Source organism: Streptomyces sp. NPDC096311 (assembly GCF_044763085.1).
Classification (GTDB): Bacteria; Actinomycetota; Actinomycetes; order Streptomycetales; family Streptomycetaceae; genus Streptomyces.
In genome coordinates, this window is the sequence record NZ_JBIWFN010000004.1 from 376,618 (window position 1) to 393,551 (window position 16,934).

The following is a 16,934-nucleotide window of genomic DNA, read 5'->3' on the forward strand; positions in this document are numbered from 1 at the left end:
CGACCACGGCCGACGCCCCTTACCCGCTACTACCCTCGCCCTCCATGACGGCCATCAGGCCAGTCGAACGACCGCTCGCGACATGCCCAGGACCTTCTGCCCCGCGCTCATCGCGGTGAGGTCGACGCGGACGGTGTTGTCGTCCAGCTTGGCCGCGACCTTGCCGCTGACCTCGATGGTCGCCCCCTTGTCGTCGTTGGGGACGACGACGGGCTTGGTGAAGCGGACGCCGTACTCCACGACCGCACCCGGGTCACCGGCCCAGTCGGTGACGACACGGATCGCCTCGGCCATGGTGAACATGCCGTGCGCGATGACGTCGGGAAGACCGACCTCGACCGCGAACTTCTCGTTCCAGTGGATGGGGTTGAAGTCTCCGGAGGCGCCTGCGTACTGCACGAGTGTGGCGCGTGTCACGGGGAAGGTCCGGGCCGGCAGCTCCGCACCGACCTCGACGTCGTCATACGCGATCTTCGCCGTCATGGTCAGCCCTCCTCCGCCGCACGTGCCACGAGCTTGGTGACGGCCGTCACCACGTGCTCGCCCGCCTCGTCATGGACCTCACCGCGGATGTCCACGATGTCGTTGCCCGCCATGGACTTGATCGCGTCGATGGTCGAGGTGACCGTGAGCCGGTCGCCCGCGCGCACCGGACGGGTGTAGGCGAACTTCTGGTCACCATGCACCACACGGCTGTAGTCGAGACCCAGTTGGGGGTCCTGGACGACCTGCCCCGCGGCCTTGAAGGTGATCGCGAACACAAAGGTCGGCGGGGCGATCACATCGGAGTACCCGAGCGCCTTGGCGGCCTCCGGGTCCGTGTACGCCGGGTTGGTGTCCCCCACGGCCTCCGCGAACTCGCGGATCTTCTCCCGACCGACCTCATAGGGGTCGGTGGGCGGGTAGGACCGCCCCACGAAGGACTGGTCGAGCGCCATGGGCTCGGTACCTCCTGGTTTTCAGCCGGTGCAGCGATTCTCGGACCGATGCCCGTACGAGGACTGTCGGCGACTGCTCGACGACCACTCGCACGTCGGCACTCGGCCGGTGAACGACGCGAGGCCGCCCCCGTTACTGGGGACGGCCTCGTGTACGAGCCTGATTTATCGCGTTTCGCGGTGCGCGGTGTGCGCGTTGCAACGCGGGCAGTGCTTCTTCATCTCCAGTCGGTCCGGGTCGTTACGCCGGTTCTTCTTGGTGATGTAGTTCCGCTCCTTGCACTCCACGCAGGCCAGCGTGATCTTCGGGCGGACGTCGGTGGCAGCCACAGGAGTGCTCCTTGACGAACGGATGGGACATTAACGCATAGAAGAGTAGCCGATCGAAGGACCGACCCCACAATCGGCTACTGTCTGTAGCGGTGACCGGACTTGAACCGGTGACACAGCGATTATGAGCCGCTTGCTCTACCGACTGAGCTACACCGCTGTGATGCGATTGGTCCCCGCCTTGCGACGGGAACCCCTCACACCAGAGCCCCAATACGGAATCGAACCGTAGACCTTCTCCTTACCATGGAGACGCTCTACCGACTGAGCTATTGGGGCGAGCGATGAAGACATTACACGCTCGCCCGCCGATCGCCCAAATCCGTTTCGCGGCACCCGCCCCGGCCTGTTCCCGGCCGTTCGCCGCCGCGACTCCGGCCCCTTACGAAGGGTGCGTCACGGCCGCGACTCCGGCCGCTCATGCCCCACGGATCACGCGCACACAGCCCGGTCGACAGCGCCCGGTCCCAGCCTCTCCGCCCCGCCGACCAGCGACTCCGTCCGGCCGTCCCGACTCGCTGCCCGGCTCTCATCTCCCGCTTTCTGTCCGTGCACGGACCACACCGGTACGACTATTGCGCTCCTCCCGGACGAGGAGGGCTCGCCACCCTAGGCTCGACTCACGCTGCGTGATCTTGCCCCTCACCGCCCACGACCGCGCCCCACCCCTCCACCTCCCACTCCTCTCCCCCCACTCCCTCCACCCAGCCGCCTCCCACCTCCCTCCACCCAGCCGCCTCCCACCTCTCTCCCCCCACTCCCTCCACTCCTCCACCCAGCCACCCCACACCCCCACCACCGAAGCGCCCACCTCCCCGGTCGCCCCTCTCCACCGAAGCGCCCCACCTCCCCAGTCGCCCCTCCCCGCAGCCGCCCCCGAGCCCCAGGAGCGCGATGCCCGACAGCCAGCCGCAGCCACCCCACTCCTCGTCGGGACAGACCGACACCGCCACCCTGCTGCTGCGCGGAGCGCGGCTCACCGACGGCCGGACTGTGGACGTGCGGCTGGGCGGAGGGCGCATCGAGGCGGTCGGCACCGCCGGGAGCCTGGCAACACCCTCCTCCGGCTCGCGCGCCTCGAAGCTGGACCTCGACGGCTACCTGCTCCTGCCGGCTCCCGCCGAGCCCCACGCGCACGGCGACACGGCCCTGACGGCCGACGGCGACGGCCCCCTCTCGTACGACCCCCAGGAGGTCCAGCGCCGGGCCACCGAGGCCGCGTTGCTGCAACTCGGGCACGGGGCGACGGCGTTGCGCTCGCACGTGCGCGTCGGCGACGTACAGGGTCTCGACGCGCTGGCGGCGGTGCTCCAGGCGCGGCGGGCGCTGCGCGGGCTGGCCGAGCTGACGGCGGTGGCGATGCCGCGGGTGCTCACCGGGGTCGCCGGTGCCGACGGGCTCGCGATACTGCGGGACGCCGTGAAGATGGGCGCTTCGGTGGTGGGCGGCTGCCCGGACGCCGACCCGGATCCGACGGGGTACGTGGAGGCGGTCCTGGAACTCGCCTCGGAACACGGCTGCCCGGTCGACCTGCACACGGATGCCGCCGATCCCGCCCGGCTCGCCCGGCTCACGGCGATGGCGGGCGGCCTGCGGTCCGGCGTGACACTCGGCCCGTGCGGCGGTCTCGGCCGGCTGCCGTCCGAGGTGGCCTCCCGGGCGGCCGACCAACTCGCCGCGGCGGGCGTGACCGTGGTGTGCCTGCCGCAGGGCGGCTGCGGGGGTGTGGACCGGCGCGGAACGGCTCCGGTACGGATGCTGCGGGCGGCCGGGGTACGGATCGCCGCGGGCAGCGGCGCCCTTCGGGACGTATCGAACCCGGTGGGCCGCGGCGACCCCTTGGAGGCCGCGTACCTGCTGGCCTCACGGCACGGTCTGCGCCCCGAGGACGCGTACGACGCCGTGAGCTCCGGCGCGCGGGCCGCCCTCGGGCTGCCCGAGGTACGCGTGGAAGCGGGTTTCCCGGCCGAGTTGCTCGCGGTGCGCGGGAATCGGCTGGCAGGGGCGCTGTCGCTCGCGTACAGCCGGATCGTGGTGCACCGGGGGCGCATGGTCGCACGGACCAGCGCGGTGCGGGAGTACTGCAACTCGGCGGCAGCTGTGGGCCTGGACCTGCCCCGACAGGGACGCGGAGAGCCTTCCTAGCCACAACTGCCGTCCACCACCCGCCACGTTGTGCGCGCGCGGGCGCAACCGCAGCCCGAGCGCCCCCTGTTCACGACGCGGGCCGAGAGCACGACGGCCACCGCCGCCGCGCGCCCCTGTGGACAACTCAAGAGACCCTTGAGTTGTCCACAGGGTCGTGCGGCGAACGGGTCCATCCGGGCGTACGGTCGGAAACATGCGCATTGTCATCGCTGGAGGTCATGGTCAGATCGCGCTGCGGCTGGAGCGACTGCTCGCCGCGCGCGGTGACGAGGTCGCGGGGATCATCCGCCGCGCCGAGCAGGGCGACGATCTGCGGGCGGCCGGTGCCGAGCCGGTCCTCTGTGATCTGGAGTCGGCTTCGGTGGAGGAGGTCGCCGCCCATCTGCAGGGCGCGGACGCGGCCGTCTTCGCGGCGGGCGCGGGCCCGGGCAGCGGTCCGGCCCGCAAGGAGACGGTGGACAGGGGCGCCGCCGTCCTGTTCGCCAACGCCGCGGAACGAGCGAGAGTACGGCGCCACGTCGTCGTGTCGGCCATGGGCGCGGACCCGGCGCACCCGGGCGACGACGTCTTCGACCTGTATCTGCGCGCCAAGGGCGAGGCCGACGAGTACGTACGCGGTCGTACGGCCCTGGAGTGGACGATCCTGCGCCCCGGATCGCTGATCGACGACGCCGGCACCGGCCTCGTACGCCTGGAGGCCTCGACCGGCCGCGGAGCGGTCTCGCGGGACGACGTCGCCGCGGTCCTGGCGGAGCTGGTGGAGACTCCTGCGACGGCCGGGCTGACCCTGGAGTTGATCAGCGGTTCGACGCCGATTTCGGTGGCGGTCAAATCGGTCGCGGGGAACTAGACACCGACCGGACCAGGCCATTCGCCGGCCCGCTCAGAACAACGGAAGCTGCCCGGGAAAGTCGGGCACGGAGTACCCGTCCAGCGTCGGCTGGGCCGCCCCCAGCTGCGCCGGCCGACGCGACCCAGGACACGAGACCAGCTCCCCGCTCCCCCGCGCACCAGGCGGATCATGCCGGGCGAACCGTCCCGCGACGACGGCGATCTCCCGACGGCACTCGGGGCAGTTCCTACGACGCGATGACATGAGATCAGTCTGCCCGGCGGGCAACCGCCGCACCGACACCACCCGACCCCTACCTCTACCCCGGCCCCGACCTCGACCCCGACCCCGGCCGCAAAAGGCGGTACGCGTCGAGGTTCGCTCAACTGTGGGAGACGGTGAGGCCGTAGAAGGCGACCCGAGCACCCTTGGTGGTGCTGTCGGAGGACGACTGGTTGTACGAGCCGGCCTTGAAGTACTGCTTGTAGGCGTCGAACGACGACGGGATGGCGTAGTGCGTGGTGCTCCCGTTGACCGTCAAGTCGATGGTGTGTCCGCCCGACACCGCGATGGTGTAGTTCCATGTCTTGCCGACCGATACGTGGCCGACCGTGTGCGGTGTCTGCCCTCCGGAGGGCGAGTTCTCCGTGCCGAGGACGATGTCACCGCTCGACCGGTAGTACAGCTCCAGCAGCGGTTTGGTGGACGAGCCTCCTGTGCCGAGGTGGATCTGCCCGACGCAGACGTTCGATGTGACGGACACGACACGCAGCGTCGCCTTCATTTGATGCGTGCCGCTGAGCGACCAGTTGGCGGCGGTGCCGTTGCGGTTCATCTCCCGCAGTTCGGAGCGGGCGTAGTTCGAGTTCGGCGTGGTGACGCCCTTCTCCGGTGCCCAGAAGGTCATCGCGCCGTCACGGGTGTCCGTGTAGAAGTACGAGTCCTGGAACCCGTTGGCCCCCTGAAGCCGGGAGGACGGGATCGTCGTCGGTGAGCCGGGGGAGCCCACTGGCTCCTGAAGCTGCCATACCGACAGGTCGAAATTCCCACCGGGCGCGACGGACGGGTCCGCCATGGGTGAGGAGACGACGTTGGTACTGCGCTGGCCGCTGGCCGCGCCGGCCACGCCCGAGGCGGCAGAAAGTGAACTGGCCGGCGCGGCGGGAGCCACAAGGGCCAGGCCGCCGGTGACGGCGGTGACAGTGGCCAGGGAGGTGAGCAGCGTACGCATGCGCATGGGGGGTGCCTTCCTGTCGGCTCGGTGGGCTCGGTTGGCGGGCGCGCGTATTTCTCAACAGGGAGCGTTTATGTACATGAACTTCATATGTCAACATGAACATCGAGTGTCGCGACAGTAGGGCTGTGGCGCGGTCACGTCAAGGCTGACGGCGGAGCAACACATTCGTACTGGTGCACCCACCTCACCAGCCACGGAACGCCGCGCGCCGAGCCGGCGAATGCGCAGACCGCGCAGGGGGCGGAGGAACGCGTGGCGGACGGAGCGAGGGACACGTCGCCTCGGAGTCGGCCGCTGACCCAAGCCGACGTCGCTGGGGCCCTTTCAACGAGAGACCGTCCGGCAAACATGCAAACGACTCTTGGAGCCGCACAACAGCGCCGCTCAAGCCGCGGCTCGCGCTCTGCGGCTCGCGCTCTGGGGCTTCGTAGTCACGTGCGTCGTCGCGCTCACGCTCGCCTTCATCGTGACGCATCGATCCGGCCACCGAGGACGGCTGGGCCGGCGCGGCCGCCTGCGACAGCAGCCATGGGGGCTGGGGTGCACCACGCGTATGGGCGCGCACAGGTTGCCGGTGGCGCCCTCTTCCCATGACGCCTGAGACCCCGCCCACATCACGCGTACCCATCGCCAACTACGTTTGCTGTCACGGAACCTGACAGAGCGGAGACGGGAGTCAGACCGTCGACGATCTATCGAAGGATTGTCGACGACCTGTCGAAATCCGGCCTGCTCGCGGGGGTTTACTAGACAGTCGCGTCTGTCCACGCGGACAGCCGGACACGGTCGGCTGTGCTTGCTGTGGACAGTCGCAGCCGATAGTCGACAAGGAGCACGGCAATGCTGAAGAAGTCACTGGTGGCGATTCTGAGCGCTTCCGCCCTCGCGATAGGGGCGCTCGGACTGAGTGCCGAGTCTGCGTCTGCAGCTTCCACCTGGAAACTGAAGGCCACGTGCAGCTCGGTCAACATACGAGCGCACTCCAACACCAGCGCGAAGGTCACTGGCGTCGCTTACAAGGGCGACCTCATGAACGGCACGAAGGTGGACTACAAGGGCTACAAGGACATCAAGGTGGACAAGGCCTGGATCTACGGCAAGGTGGTGCGCAAGGACCACAAGGTCATCTACGGCTGGGCCGCGCTCAAGTGCTTCAACCCTTACGAGCAGTAGGGGAAACCTGCTCGGACAAGACCACGGCCTCTGACTGTTTCACCCGGTCAGAGGCCGTCTCCAGGCGGTGGGTGCGGGATCTGAATCTGAACCCACGGTGACTCGCACCACGACGGTTTTCAAGAGCCACCCCTGTCCGCCGGGTTCGCGTGAGCCGGAAGGGGCGCCGACAGCGTCCTGCTCTCCGCGGCCACCTGGGCCGTGGTGGGTGGCACGAACAAGTTCCGCCGCTTCCGCCACGCCCAGGCCACCGCGAGCGTGGCCGCCGGCCTGGACTCCCTGCCCACCCCGATCGCCGCCCGCGGCGCCGAGCCGGCCAACGAGGGCCTGGACCAGTGGCCCCCAAGTCCAAGCTCAACGCCGTGGTCGTATGGGTCCAAGAGGCCGCCTACGTCGCCGACTTCGAGGTCCTCGACAAGATCGCACGCGCCGGCCGGTCGGTCGGCATCTGGCTGGTCATCAGCCTCCAGCGACCGACGTGGACAAGGCTGTCCACCGACGTCCGCACAAAAACGGGGTACGGGAGGTCCGGGCAGAAGCTCGGGAAAAGTGCTCAGCGCGGCCGAGGTCGCTTCCCTGCTCGCGCGGCGGCCCTACGACCTGCGTCAAACCGGGGTCTCCTTCCGGCTGAGCTCCGGCGTGGACCCGATGGAGTGCGCCCGGCGGGCAGGTCCCACGATCGCGGCGCTGTTCAGGGTCTACGCGAAGGTGCTCGCGCAGGCCCAGGAGCGAGCCAACCGGCGGATAGACGCTGCCCTGCGCGAGTGGAACGAGCCGGAGTGGCCGCCCGCCCGTCCCCTGGGGGGACGCCTGGGGGACGCCTCGGGGATGCAGGCTGATCAGGAGTGAGATCCGGGCGAGCCGGAGTGAGACAAGTCACCCCGTTTCGATTCCGATCGAAAGATCACGTTCGATAACGAAGAGACCCCCTCCGATCTACGTTTCCGCAGATCGGAGGGGGTCTACCTTCATGTGGCGGCGCCAGGATTCGAACCTGGGAAGGCTGAGCCGGCAGATTTACAGACCGCGCGACAGTCAGCACGTGAGCTGGTTTTTAGGCTGTTTGATGCGTCGGTGCCCCACAGGTGCCCCAGGGACGCCTGGCAGCCGCGACCTACCGCGGGGCTGTGTGAGCGTTGCTCCTGGCGAAATGAGGTCCGGCCAACGTCCGGAGGTGGTTTTGAGTGTCGGAGTCGGTTGAGTAGAGGCGCGTGCCTCGGGTTCCGCGTGTGGCGAGGACGCGGTAGGTGTTCAGTGCGTGTCGGAGATACTGCCGTGGCGGCAGTCCCTGAAGGGCAGAGTCACGGCTCTTTCCGGGTCTGGCCTGCCATCCGGTTGGGGTCCAGGTGATGTCCTCACCGAGGATGACGGCGCTGTATTCGTATTCCATTCCCTGGGCGGTGTAGACGCAGCCGATCTGCTGGTGGCCGCCCTGGTCGGTGGCCCAGAATGCCCGCCCTGGGGTGTCGGTACCTGCGAGGATGCCGCCTGCGCCGGAGTTCCAGGGCCGTTGCCACAGATGGTCGCCGGTCTCGTTGGTCCAAGGGATGGAGACTTCTGGCGTGAGGGGCGGGGTGGGGGGTGAATCCCAGGGCCAGCAGTAGCCGGCGGTGATGCGTGCGCTGCGGCCTGCATGCTGGTGGATGGTGACCCAGTCTTCGAGTTCGACAGGGTTGCCGGCGATGGCGAGGTCGTAGTCGGTGCCCTGCCATACGGGTGCCTGGCCGTCTTCTGCGAGCAGGGCGTCGATCCAGTCGAGATAGGTTCGCGAGCCCCCGCACCGGAACTGGGTGGTCAGGTCGATATGGGCGAAGGTGTAGCCGCGGGCGCGTGCCAAGCGGCGGAGTTCGTCGAGAGTCGTGCCTTCGCTGGGGCGAACGATCTGGCGTTCGTCGAGGAAGAGGACGAGTGCCGCGCAGTCGCGGATGAGCCGGGTGAAGAGGTCGGGGAACTCGCTGCTGCGCTGCAGCGGGTCGGTACGTGCCCGGTGGGCCTCGTCCAGCAGGACGATGCTGCTGTCTTTGCTCAGGCCGCGGGGCAGCGTGGTGGTCAAGGTGCTGATGAGGCCTTTGGCTGTGTCCCCGACGGCGCGGGTGAGCTGCTGGGTGAGTGTTCCGGACGGGGACAGGAGCCTGGGGTTGGCGTCTTCTCTGAGGCAGAGGTCGCCCAGGACCCGGGCAGCGATCGCTGTCTTTCCGGTGCCCGGTCCGCCCGTAACGGCCACGATGTGGCCGCGTCTGCCCCGCTCGATGGCCTCGATCGCGCGATGGATGGTCTGGCGGGCCTTGTCCTGGTCGCCGATGAGCCTGAAGCCGTCGTGGCCTTCGATGGTGCCGGCCACCCTGGCCAGCAGGGTTTCGGAGGGACGGTGCTGGGCCAGCAGGAAGTCGCTGACCGCTTGGCGGTCGGGGGGCTCCACGTCCGCGCACTGCAGCCGTTCGGCCAGCAGCGAGGCCTCGGTGCCCTTGGGAAGGTCGTCGGCTCCCAGTAGCGGGAAGACGGCGCTGGGGCCGCCAGCGGCGAGTGCGCTCAGGTGGCCGGTCAGTTCTGCGGATGCGTTGTGCAGGAAGGCCAGGCCGCGGACCTCGAGGTCCAGTTCGGCGGGGACCCAGTCGTTGAGGTAGGCGACGTATCCGCCGACCTGGCGCCCTGGGTGGAGAACCTCGCGGTCCCCCACCATGAGCATCCCCGCTCCCACCGGATGCGGTGCGGCGAACGTCCACTGCTTGAGTTCGACGACGACAGCCACGAGGCGACCCGCACGTTGGCCAAGGAGGAGAGCATCGACCCTCTGGCTGGAGCCGGGCAGCTCGTACTCCAGCAGAAGATGCAAATCGTGCAGCCTGGCAGCAACCAGGACGCGCACCAGGGCCGGCCAGCTCTCCGACCAGCTCTTCAACTCCGCCTGTCCCGGCGGTCGTCCGTGCACGGCGACATACCGCTTGGCGCACTGCGAAACGAAGTCCGGATCGGCAAGCCGGAGGGAGGCTTCCTCCACGGTTCCCTCGAAGACATGCATGCATGATCTATAGCAGCCGCAACTGACAGTGTAAGCAGGCAAGTTCATCTCCAGCCGCCCCAGCTGTCGCAGGCACCTGGTAGGGATAGGGACATGACGATCCGAGAACTCCAGGCAGAGCTGGCGCAGTTCGCCCGCGAACGCGACTGGGAGCAGTTCCACACACCGAAGAACCTCGTCATGGCGCTTGCCGGCGAGATCGGTGAACTGGCCGAGATCTTCCAGTGGCTCACCCCGGAACAGTCGCAGGCCATCATGGCCACGCCCGGCCAGGCTCAGGCGGTGCGCCATGAGATGGCCGACGTCCTGGCCTACCTGCTGCGGCTCGCGGACGTCACCGGCGTGGACCTGGAAGAGGCCCTGGCCGAGAAGATCGAGCTGAACGGGCAGCGCTATCCGGTCGGCCTCGCCTACGGCCGCGCCGATAAGTACACGGACCTGGGGGCCTAGCAAGCATGCGGATCCTTGCACAACCGGCGAGGCGCTCGGACAAGACCGTCGAAAAGCACTACCAGGACACCATTGCCAGCCCCGTCGCCTTCGACCAGCACGCCGACCTGCTGGATGCGGCCACCCTGGACGTGCTCAAGCAGCTCTTCCCGAACGGCACAGCCCCGATGTGGGGCGTCATGCCCGGCAAGAACGGGGCCAACCTCCCCGAGATCCGCAAAATGGAGCCCGGATCCTGGGTCTTCTTCAGCGGCGACAAGCGCCTCTACCTCGGCGGCACGGTCGCCCTGACCTGGCACAGCCCACAACTTGCAGCACGCCTGTGGGACACCGACGACGCCGGCGACACCTGGGAGTACATGTACGCCCTCTCCGGCACCCGCGGCTTCGACATCCCCATCGAGGAAATCCGCGACCTGCTCGACTGGAAGCCGACCCGCAACATCATGCGCTTCCAGGCCTTCAAAGACACCGAGGCCGACCTGCTCCAAAGCCTCCTGACACTGGAACCCGCCCAGGCCATCCAGCCTGAGGACGAAGAAGCCGCAGCCCAGCAGGCCATCGCCGACTACACCGGCCCCCTGGAACGCAGCGCCGAACGCGCCCACCGAGGAGAGCAAGCCCACCTCAAGCGCGCCCTGCTTCCTGGCCCCACAGGCGAGTGCGCCCTGTGCGGACGCACCCTGCCAGCCGCCTTCCTCATAGCCGCCCACATCAAAAAGCGGGCCGCCTGCACCGACGAAGAGAAACGGGACCTACAGAACGTCGCGATGCTCGCCTGCCTGCTGGGCTGTGACGGACTCTACGAACGCGGCTTCATCACCGTCTCACAAGGCGGACAGCTCCAGGTCAGCCCACTCGCCGCTTCAGCACCAGCAGTAGCCCAACACATCCAAGACCACCTGGCCGACCGCACAACCGCATGGTGGACGCCGAAACGTGAGCAGTACTTCGCCTGGCACCGCGCACACACGTTCCGAAGCGCCCCGGCACCCTGAGCCCACAGATTCACAGCGGGCTGGCTACACGTCCTCTGACCAGCCAAAACGCCAGCATTGGTTTCCTCTGGGGGCCTCATGGGAGCCCTTGGGGCTCTGGGAGTTCCCCGTACGACGGCACACACTGAGAGGAGAGAGACGGCGGAGATCCTTCCGATGCCGAGCGACTCCTCTGCCCGGCCCTCTTGATCGTTCCCCTGCTCAGCGTCGCCAGCAGAACGGACTGGTGGTGCACCTACGTCCTGCTCAAACGGTGCACGGGGCGCCCGAGCCGTGGCTAACATGCCTGGTTGGGTCTCGCAAACCGGGGGAATAATGACCAATGAAACACAGGAAAAGATTGTAGATGGAGCCCTAAAGACCGCCGCCTTCTTCTTCGGTGCTGCGGCTTTTGTTTTCTCGATCCTCGGAGGAGACGACGGTTCGCGCCGTCTAGAATATATATCTTATGGTGTTGCTTGTCTTGGCGCCACTACAGTAATTGCCTATATAGAATCTGGAATTTCCAGACGCTCTCAGCAGGCGCGAGACAGAATGGCCGCAGAGGAGGCACGCATACAGGAGACTGCAGTCGAATCGGCATCCGCTGCGGCAGTGCATCTAGCCCGCATCGGCGGGCTACGTTCAAGCCCCAACCAAGAACTCGTACTGGAACAGGGGAGACTCGATCAGTCCATTTGCACTGCGGCTGCAAGGATCCACCCAGGCTCGCGAGCAGTCTTTTACGCATGGAATTCAGGCAGATTTGAATGCGCAGGAATGTGGACAGGGTCACCAAAAGTGGCGAGCCTAATTTCGCCAGGAGATTTTGGGTTCTCCGTGCTGCGCCACACGTTAAGAACGGGGGGAGTATTCAAGCGCGAGAACGTGAAGTCCTATCTCGATGGTCCGCCAACTACAGCCTCGAAGAGCGATAATGCCATACTTATAGTCGCTGTTCGCGCCGGCCAGCATGAAGTAGGCATTCTTGCAATGGATGCCAAAATGAACTCATGGACGCCTTCGGGAAATTCTCCCGTCGATGGATATCCGGACCCCAGTGTTCGCCACTTGCTCGTCTTGGCTGACCTCCTGGCTAGCGGACTCAAGTAGGACTAGGAGACTGTAACGTGAGTACGCCCGCCGGAGAAGGTCAAGTTTTAGGAGTTACGCCAGACCCTCCCCTGGGTTCCCGCGAAGAAGGGGAGGAAGTCGCCATCTACTTTCGCGCTGCTGGAGAATTTTCCCGAAGCGCTCCTCTTCGCACGCGAACCCCTAGCGAGATTCGCCGTGAATACCGGGGGAGAAACGCGGGACTAGTCATCTCCTTTGCATTCGCGGTCGGGTTGAGTATCGGTTTCTCCATATCATTCGGCTGGGTATTCGCAATATTCCCTGCCGCTATGGGCCTTGCTTCTTTGCTGTTGACATTTTGGCTGAACGCGACAGTCTATTTCCGTCGCTCTCGCGGATCGGCCGATTAAACAGCATCCCGGCGCGCCCTCAAGGTCTCGCAAATATGTTGGCGTTTCCGTCAGATACTGCCGGCATCGTCCCCCACTTAGGACCCGGGACGGCAGTCTCCTGGAGACGCATTACTGGGCCTCCGTCGCCTGGCGATGGGGCCGTCCGACGGAGAACCCGCAAACCGCACGCGCTCGGCCAGAACGGCTGAGATCATGGCAAGCAGGTCAACAGCAGTGGGGGCGGGGATGGACGACAACAGCACGGTGCGCGCGGTCGCGATCGACCACAAGGCGGTCCTGCGCTCGCCTGGGCGCGCCCACAACGGGATCGCCGGCTTCCTTGAGTGGCTCGACGAAAACGACATCGCCTTCGTGCTGCTGACCACCGACTCGATCGACGCCAGGGCCGCCCTGAGGGCTGCCGGCCTGCCCGCGCCCGCCCTCCACCTGTGCCGCGACGACATTCCCGGAACGCCGAACCGTGGCAGCGGTGCCTGGCTGCGGGAAGTCGCCGACCGCCTCAAGTTGCGAACGAACCAGCTCGCCCTCGTCGGCACCTCAGAATTGGACTGGCGCACCGGCATCAACGCCGGCGTCGTCCACGTCCTCGCCCGCTGGGCCAATCACGTCCGCAACGCAAAAGGCATGATCACCCTGTCGGCCGGCGAACCCGCGGATGTTGCAGAGCTCCTGGAGTACTTCTTCCTGGACGAACCACGCTGGGCCTTCGCCCGTGACGACGCTCGCGACTTCAAGATCCGCTCATTGCTGCCCCCCAATGTGCGCTTCCCCCAGAACAGCGGGACCTTCCAGCTCCAGGACGTCTTCACCCGGGGGCAGACCATCACCGTCGGGGACCATGACGCCCGCGACATCCTCATGCTGCGCCTGCTGTCCTCCGCCTACCTCGACGGCACACTGCCCCACCGCAGCCTCTTCTGTGTCTACCCCAGCAGCTCGCCGGGGCGGGTCAGCGAGCAGCTCGCTGGGTTCCTCACGAACGCCAAGGTGATGGTCGGCTCCTACTACAGGGAGGACCTCCTCGAGCGCGTCACCCAAGCCCCGGACACTAGCCTGGAGCGCTGGAGAAGGACCACAGGCCAAGGGAGCACGGCGGACATCTCCATCGCCGCCCAGGCCCGCACCGTCCGGGTCAACCCCAAGTACCGGGGAAGGCTGGCGGGTAAAACGGTGATCGTCTTCGACGACTTCACCACCGAGGGCAAGTCCATCGAATGGGCGCGCATCCTCCTGAGCAAAGCCGGAGCAGCGCAGGTCATCGCCTTGACGGTCGGCAAGTATGGCTCCCGCCACGTCAACTACGTGCTCCCCGGCGTCGCGATCGACCCATACACGGTCAGTAACCTCTCGGCTACCGACTTCGCGTCCGCAGTCTTCTCAGGAAACTACGGCCCGGGTCCGGAGATTTCCCTGACGACCACCATGGCCCACTTCGTGGCCGCCGCACAGAACACCAACTGAGTCTGCGCCTCATCCGGGTCTACCGACTCGCCAGCACCCTTCCGGCCCGCCCGCGGCTCCCGTACGCCATGATGGAGGTGGCCCAAGTACACCGCTTCATCCTTCGAACATCCCGGGGCCGCGAGTAGAAGGACATCCTGATGGACCTCGATATCACCGCTGACCAGCACGATCTGCTGACCCTGTGCGCGCTACGCGCCGGCGACGCCAGCCTCGACTGGAGCCTGCTCGCCCGGGGCGCCCAGAGCCCCGAGGGCCTGGCCGCGCTCTTGGATGGACAGGTACGCGAGGACTCGCGTGCCGCGACTAAGAACCGCCCCCTGCTGCAACAGGCCCTGGCCGCGGGCCTGGACGACGCCCGTGCCCGCGTCGACGAGGAGTTGGCAGCGGCCGGCAAGGTCGGCGGGCGCCTGGTCACGGTCCTCGACAAGGACTACCCGGCGAACCTCCGGGTGATCGGCAACCTGCCGCCGTTCCTCTTCTACCGCGGCGAACTGGATGAGCGCGATGCCCGCTCGATCGCCGTCGTCGGCACCCGCCAGGCCTCCGAGGACGGACTGCGCCGGGCCGCCCGGATGGCCCGAGAGCTGATCGAGCACGACGTCGTGATCGCGAGTGGTCTCGCGAAAGGGGTCGACGCCGCCGCCCACCAGGCCACTCTCACCGCCGGAGGCCGGACGTTCGCCGTCATGGGCACCGGCATCGCCGCCGCTATCTACCCGTCGGAGAACCGACCGCTTGCGCAGGCCATCCTGGGCGCGGGCGGCGCTCTACTGAGCCAGTTCTGGCCCACCAGCCCGCCGGCAAAGTACACCTTCCCTCGCCGCAACGTCGTCACCTCCGGCACCACCCTGGGAAGCGTCGTCATTGAGGCCTCCAGCACCTCCGGCGCCAAGATGCAGGCACGCCTCGCCGCCGAGCACGGCAAGCTCGTCTTCCTGATCCGGTCCCTTGCCGACACCCAGCCCTGGGCCAAGAAGATGCTGGACGAGGACCGAGCGATCCTGGTCACCGCCTCCCGCGACATCACCGACCGCCTTGGACGCGCCGCGGACATCCAGGCCGCTGGCCAGCAGCGCCAGCAACTCGCCCTAACCGGCCTATGACGGCAGCCCTCCCCGATCCGGCAGGCTTTCCCAACTGCCCGGCGTGCGCCTACAGCGTCACCGGCACCGCACGCCTGTGCTCTGACTGCGCCGGACGCACCCTCCAGCCCGTCGCCGACAGCCACTGTCCGGTCTGCTCCCAGGCCGTCGCGCCCAACAGGCAGTGCAGCAACCGACTGTGCGCGCTGCCCGAGGCCGAGCGGGGGTTCTCCCGTGTCGACGCGGTGGCCGTGTACTCCGGAAGCCTTCGTGACAAGATCCACCGACTTAAGTACGACGGGGCGTACGGCTGGGCGATGATCTTCGGTCGACTCCTCGTCGGCTGGATGGAGAGCCATCCTGAGCAGATGCGCGGCGTCGACCATGTCGTCGGCAACCCCACCGCTGTCGGCCGCCAGCCGATCCAGCACATCGAGGCGATCATGGATGCCGCCTACACCGAGGACGTCACCCACACCTTCCCTCTCAGTCCGCCGGGCGCGCACCGTCTGATCAAGGAGACCGAAACGCCCCGCTCGGCCAACAAGAGCCTGGACGACAAGCGCTCGGCCGCGGCCGCGCACGCAGCCGCACTGACTTGGACCGGAGACACGGGCGACATCACGGGGCGCACGATCTTGCTGGTCGACGATGTCTTCACCAGCGGGTCCCAACTCCAGCATGTCGCGCTCCGGCTCCGTGCGTCCGGAGCCGCCGATGTTCGCGGGCTCGTCCTCGCGCGCGTTCCCTGGGGCGGATGACCTTGGTCGAGCAGTCGTTCACGGCGGACCTCGGCGCCGAGACCAGCGGTGCCGGGGCCAGCACCGCCGGCCGTCCAGGGTGGCAGCGAGCAGGCCAAGCCCCCAGCAGACTTACTGCGGGCAGGCCTCGCAATCCCTGAACAGCCGGCCTGTCCCCCAAGGCAACTCCTGGGGGACGTGATGGGGCCGGTACCCCGGAACCCGCGCCACACTGCCCCACGCCACCTACCCATGACCGCCGGCCAGGTCACGAAACGGTAACGCGTTACTCCATTCGAGTGAACCCTGGAAGGGCGATGCACCATCTGAATCAAGTCGCATTTCCCCAGTTCAAGGCTGCTAAGTAAGCGCATCAGGCACTAGCACGCCACCGTTGACACCGCGTTGGCTTCTGCCCTCGAACTTGCGCAAGTCTGCACGGCATGCACCAGAAACCACCTAGCCGGCGCACCCGACTTGCAACTACCGCGGCAGCGGGCCTCAACAAGTGGCGTGATCCAGTACCTTCGGCCGATCACGCGCCATCCCCCATGCACCTGAGCGTCGAACTCGTCGACGTCCACGCCTGGGAATACTCCGAGATGTGCCCCGAAAGAGCGCAGGAAATGGAAGCGTCGTACGAAAGTTTCTGCGCCAATGCAAGCCTGGCGCCGTCTCCCGCCGGTTGGGGATTTCTCCATTGCACAGTGCGCGATGGACGCGGCCGAACGCGCCGACTGACCCTCGCCACCAACGACCTTTCCTACCATCGCTTGCTTATTGAGGCGATTCCATTGGAAATCAACTCTGAAGTCCATTGGAACAAATACGCATACATGCGAGTCGGGTGGCCTGGGCCAGAAAAGTGGCGTGGAAACTGGGATGTGAATCAAATGCCAATCCCCTGGCGTCCAACCCAACGCAATGCATGTCCCGAAGACACTACGCGCCGTGTGCACAGCATGCTCATCCAGGCGGAAGCAGCACCCGAGGCCGCATGTGTCATCTTCGCCGAGAGTCCCGGCGGCCACTGCTGGACGATGCTCAATGTAGAGGC

The 16,934-nt window shown here is 66.9% G+C and carries 15 protein-coding genes and 2 tRNA genes; 9 read left to right on the forward strand and 8 right to left on the reverse strand.

The features are described from left to right. Positions 1–54: 54 nt before the first annotated feature. The 5 genes from ACIRA5_RS13310 to ACIRA5_RS13330 form a co-directional block, all read right to left on the reverse strand. Positions 55–483 carry a MaoC family dehydratase gene (locus ACIRA5_RS13310; RefSeq protein WP_060899259.1) on the reverse strand — a complete coding sequence of 143 codons (429 nt, stop codon included), beginning with the start codon at positions 481–483 and terminating at the stop codon, positions 55–57. 2 nt (positions 484–485) lie between these two features. Beyond that, on the reverse strand, positions 486–938 hold the full coding sequence (locus ACIRA5_RS13315; RefSeq protein WP_403690359.1) for a MaoC family dehydratase N-terminal domain-containing protein: 453 nt from the start codon (positions 936–938) through the stop codon (positions 486–488). A gap of 165 nt (positions 939–1,103) precedes the next feature. After that, positions 1,104–1,268, reverse strand: coding sequence for a 50S ribosomal protein L33 (rpmG, locus tag ACIRA5_RS13320; protein WP_004571794.1), 165 nt, complete (start codon positions 1,266–1,268; stop codon positions 1,104–1,106). Between the two features lie 87 nt (positions 1,269–1,355). Next, positions 1,356–1,428, reverse strand: a tRNA-Met gene (locus ACIRA5_RS13325). Between the two features lie 46 nt (positions 1,429–1,474). Continuing rightward, a tRNA-Thr gene (locus tag ACIRA5_RS13330) sits at positions 1,475–1,547 on the reverse strand. Between the two features lie 615 nt (positions 1,548–2,162). Here ACIRA5_RS13330 and ACIRA5_RS13335 point away from each other — a divergent pair. Then, the gene (locus ACIRA5_RS13335; RefSeq protein ID WP_403690362.1) at positions 2,163–3,413 is read left to right on the forward strand and encodes a hydrolase; all 1,251 of its coding nucleotides are present in this window, start codon (positions 2,163–2,165) and stop codon (positions 3,411–3,413) included. 196 nt (positions 3,414–3,609) lie between these two features. Continuing rightward, positions 3,610–4,266, forward strand: a complete 657-nt coding sequence (locus tag ACIRA5_RS13340) for an NAD(P)H-binding protein (RefSeq protein ID WP_403690365.1) — start codon at positions 3,610–3,612, stop codon at positions 4,264–4,266. 33 nt (positions 4,267–4,299) lie between these two features. On the opposite strand, the gene ACIRA5_RS13345 is transcribed toward ACIRA5_RS13340, so the two are convergent. Further along, entirely contained in the window at positions 4,300–4,512 is a 213-nt protein-coding gene (locus ACIRA5_RS13345; protein WP_060901523.1) for a hypothetical protein, read from the reverse strand. A gap of 118 nt (positions 4,513–4,630) precedes the next feature. Continuing rightward, positions 4,631–5,485, reverse strand: a complete 855-nt coding sequence (locus tag ACIRA5_RS13350) for a polysaccharide lyase family 7 protein (protein ID WP_403690368.1) — start codon at positions 5,483–5,485, stop codon at positions 4,631–4,633. 840 nt (positions 5,486–6,325) lie between these two features. Between ACIRA5_RS13350 and ACIRA5_RS13355 the strand changes: the two genes are divergently transcribed. Both ACIRA5_RS13355 and ACIRA5_RS13360 read left to right on the forward strand, forming a co-directional pair. Further along, positions 6,326–6,658, forward strand: coding sequence for a hypothetical protein (locus tag ACIRA5_RS13355; RefSeq protein WP_352046393.1), 333 nt, complete (start codon positions 6,326–6,328; stop codon positions 6,656–6,658). 549 nt (positions 6,659–7,207) lie between these two features. Beyond that, positions 7,208–7,507, forward strand: a complete 300-nt coding sequence (locus ACIRA5_RS13360) for a hypothetical protein (protein ID WP_403690371.1) — start codon at positions 7,208–7,210, stop codon at positions 7,505–7,507. A gap of 265 nt (positions 7,508–7,772) precedes the next feature. On the opposite strand, the gene ACIRA5_RS13365 is transcribed toward ACIRA5_RS13360, so the two are convergent. Further along, positions 7,773–9,677: a DNA/RNA helicase domain-containing protein gene (locus tag ACIRA5_RS13365; protein ID WP_403690373.1), complete on the reverse strand. Its 1,905-nt coding sequence runs from the start codon at positions 9,675–9,677 to the stop codon at positions 7,773–7,775. 93 nt (positions 9,678–9,770) lie between these two features. Here ACIRA5_RS13365 and ACIRA5_RS13370 point away from each other — a divergent pair, with 93 nt between their 5' ends. From ACIRA5_RS13370 to ACIRA5_RS13390, 5 genes are all read left to right on the forward strand, one after another. Beyond that, positions 9,771–10,127, forward strand: coding sequence for a nucleotide pyrophosphohydrolase (locus ACIRA5_RS13370; protein WP_403690376.1), 357 nt, complete (start codon positions 9,771–9,773; stop codon positions 10,125–10,127). Between the two features lie 5 nt (positions 10,128–10,132). Continuing rightward, complete coding sequence (locus tag ACIRA5_RS13375) at positions 10,133–11,125, forward strand: hypothetical protein (RefSeq protein ID WP_403690378.1); 993 nt, start codon at positions 10,133–10,135, stop codon at positions 11,123–11,125. Between the two features lie 1,691 nt (positions 11,126–12,816). Continuing rightward, on the forward strand, positions 12,817–14,052 hold the full coding sequence (locus ACIRA5_RS13380) for a hypothetical protein (protein WP_403690380.1): 1,236 nt from the start codon (positions 12,817–12,819) through the stop codon (positions 14,050–14,052). Positions 14,053–14,192: 140 nt separating this feature from the next. Further along, the gene (locus ACIRA5_RS13385) at positions 14,193–15,158 is read left to right on the forward strand and encodes a DNA-processing protein DprA (RefSeq protein WP_403690382.1); all 966 of its coding nucleotides are present in this window, start codon (positions 14,193–14,195) and stop codon (positions 15,156–15,158) included. After that, a complete protein-coding gene (locus tag ACIRA5_RS13390; RefSeq protein ID WP_403690384.1) occupies positions 15,155–15,898 on the forward strand; it encodes a ComF family protein in 744 nt (247 codons plus the stop codon). Before ACIRA5_RS13385 ends, ACIRA5_RS13390 begins: the two co-directional genes overlap by 4 nt. Positions 15,899–16,934 lie beyond the last annotated feature (1,036 nt).

Coding starts and splice junctions, on each gene's coding strand:
- ACIRA5_RS13310 (WP_060899259.1), bottom strand. CDS start 483: ATGACGGCGAAGATCGCGTATGACGACGTCGAGGTCGGTGCGGAGCTG.
- ACIRA5_RS13315 (WP_403690359.1), bottom strand. CDS start 938: ATGGCGCTCGACCAGTCCTTCGTGGGGCGGTCCTACCCGCCCACCGAC.
- ACIRA5_RS13335 (WP_403690362.1), top strand. CDS start 2,163: ATGCCCGACAGCCAGCCGCAGCCACCCCACTCCTCGTCGGGACAGACC.
- ACIRA5_RS13340 (WP_403690365.1), top strand. CDS start 3,610: ATGCGCATTGTCATCGCTGGAGGTCATGGTCAGATCGCGCTGCGGCTG.
- ACIRA5_RS13345 (WP_060901523.1), bottom strand. CDS start 4,512: ATGTCATCGCGTCGTAGGAACTGCCCCGAGTGCCGTCGGGAGATCGCC.
- ACIRA5_RS13350 (WP_403690368.1), bottom strand. CDS start 5,485: ATGCGCATGCGTACGCTGCTCACCTCCCTGGCCACTGTCACCGCCGTC.
- ACIRA5_RS13355 (WP_352046393.1), top strand. CDS start 6,326: ATGCTGAAGAAGTCACTGGTGGCGATTCTGAGCGCTTCCGCCCTCGCG.
- ACIRA5_RS13365 (WP_403690373.1), bottom strand. CDS start 9,677: ATGCATGTCTTCGAGGGAACCGTGGAGGAAGCCTCCCTCCGGCTTGCC.
- ACIRA5_RS13370 (WP_403690376.1), top strand. CDS start 9,771: ATGACGATCCGAGAACTCCAGGCAGAGCTGGCGCAGTTCGCCCGCGAA.
- ACIRA5_RS13375 (WP_403690378.1), top strand. CDS start 10,133: ATGCGGATCCTTGCACAACCGGCGAGGCGCTCGGACAAGACCGTCGAA.
- ACIRA5_RS13380 (WP_403690380.1), top strand. CDS start 12,817: ATGGACGACAACAGCACGGTGCGCGCGGTCGCGATCGACCACAAGGCG.
- ACIRA5_RS13385 (WP_403690382.1), top strand. CDS start 14,193: ATGGACCTCGATATCACCGCTGACCAGCACGATCTGCTGACCCTGTGC.
- ACIRA5_RS13390 (WP_403690384.1), top strand. CDS start 15,155: ATGACGGCAGCCCTCCCCGATCCGGCAGGCTTTCCCAACTGCCCGGCG.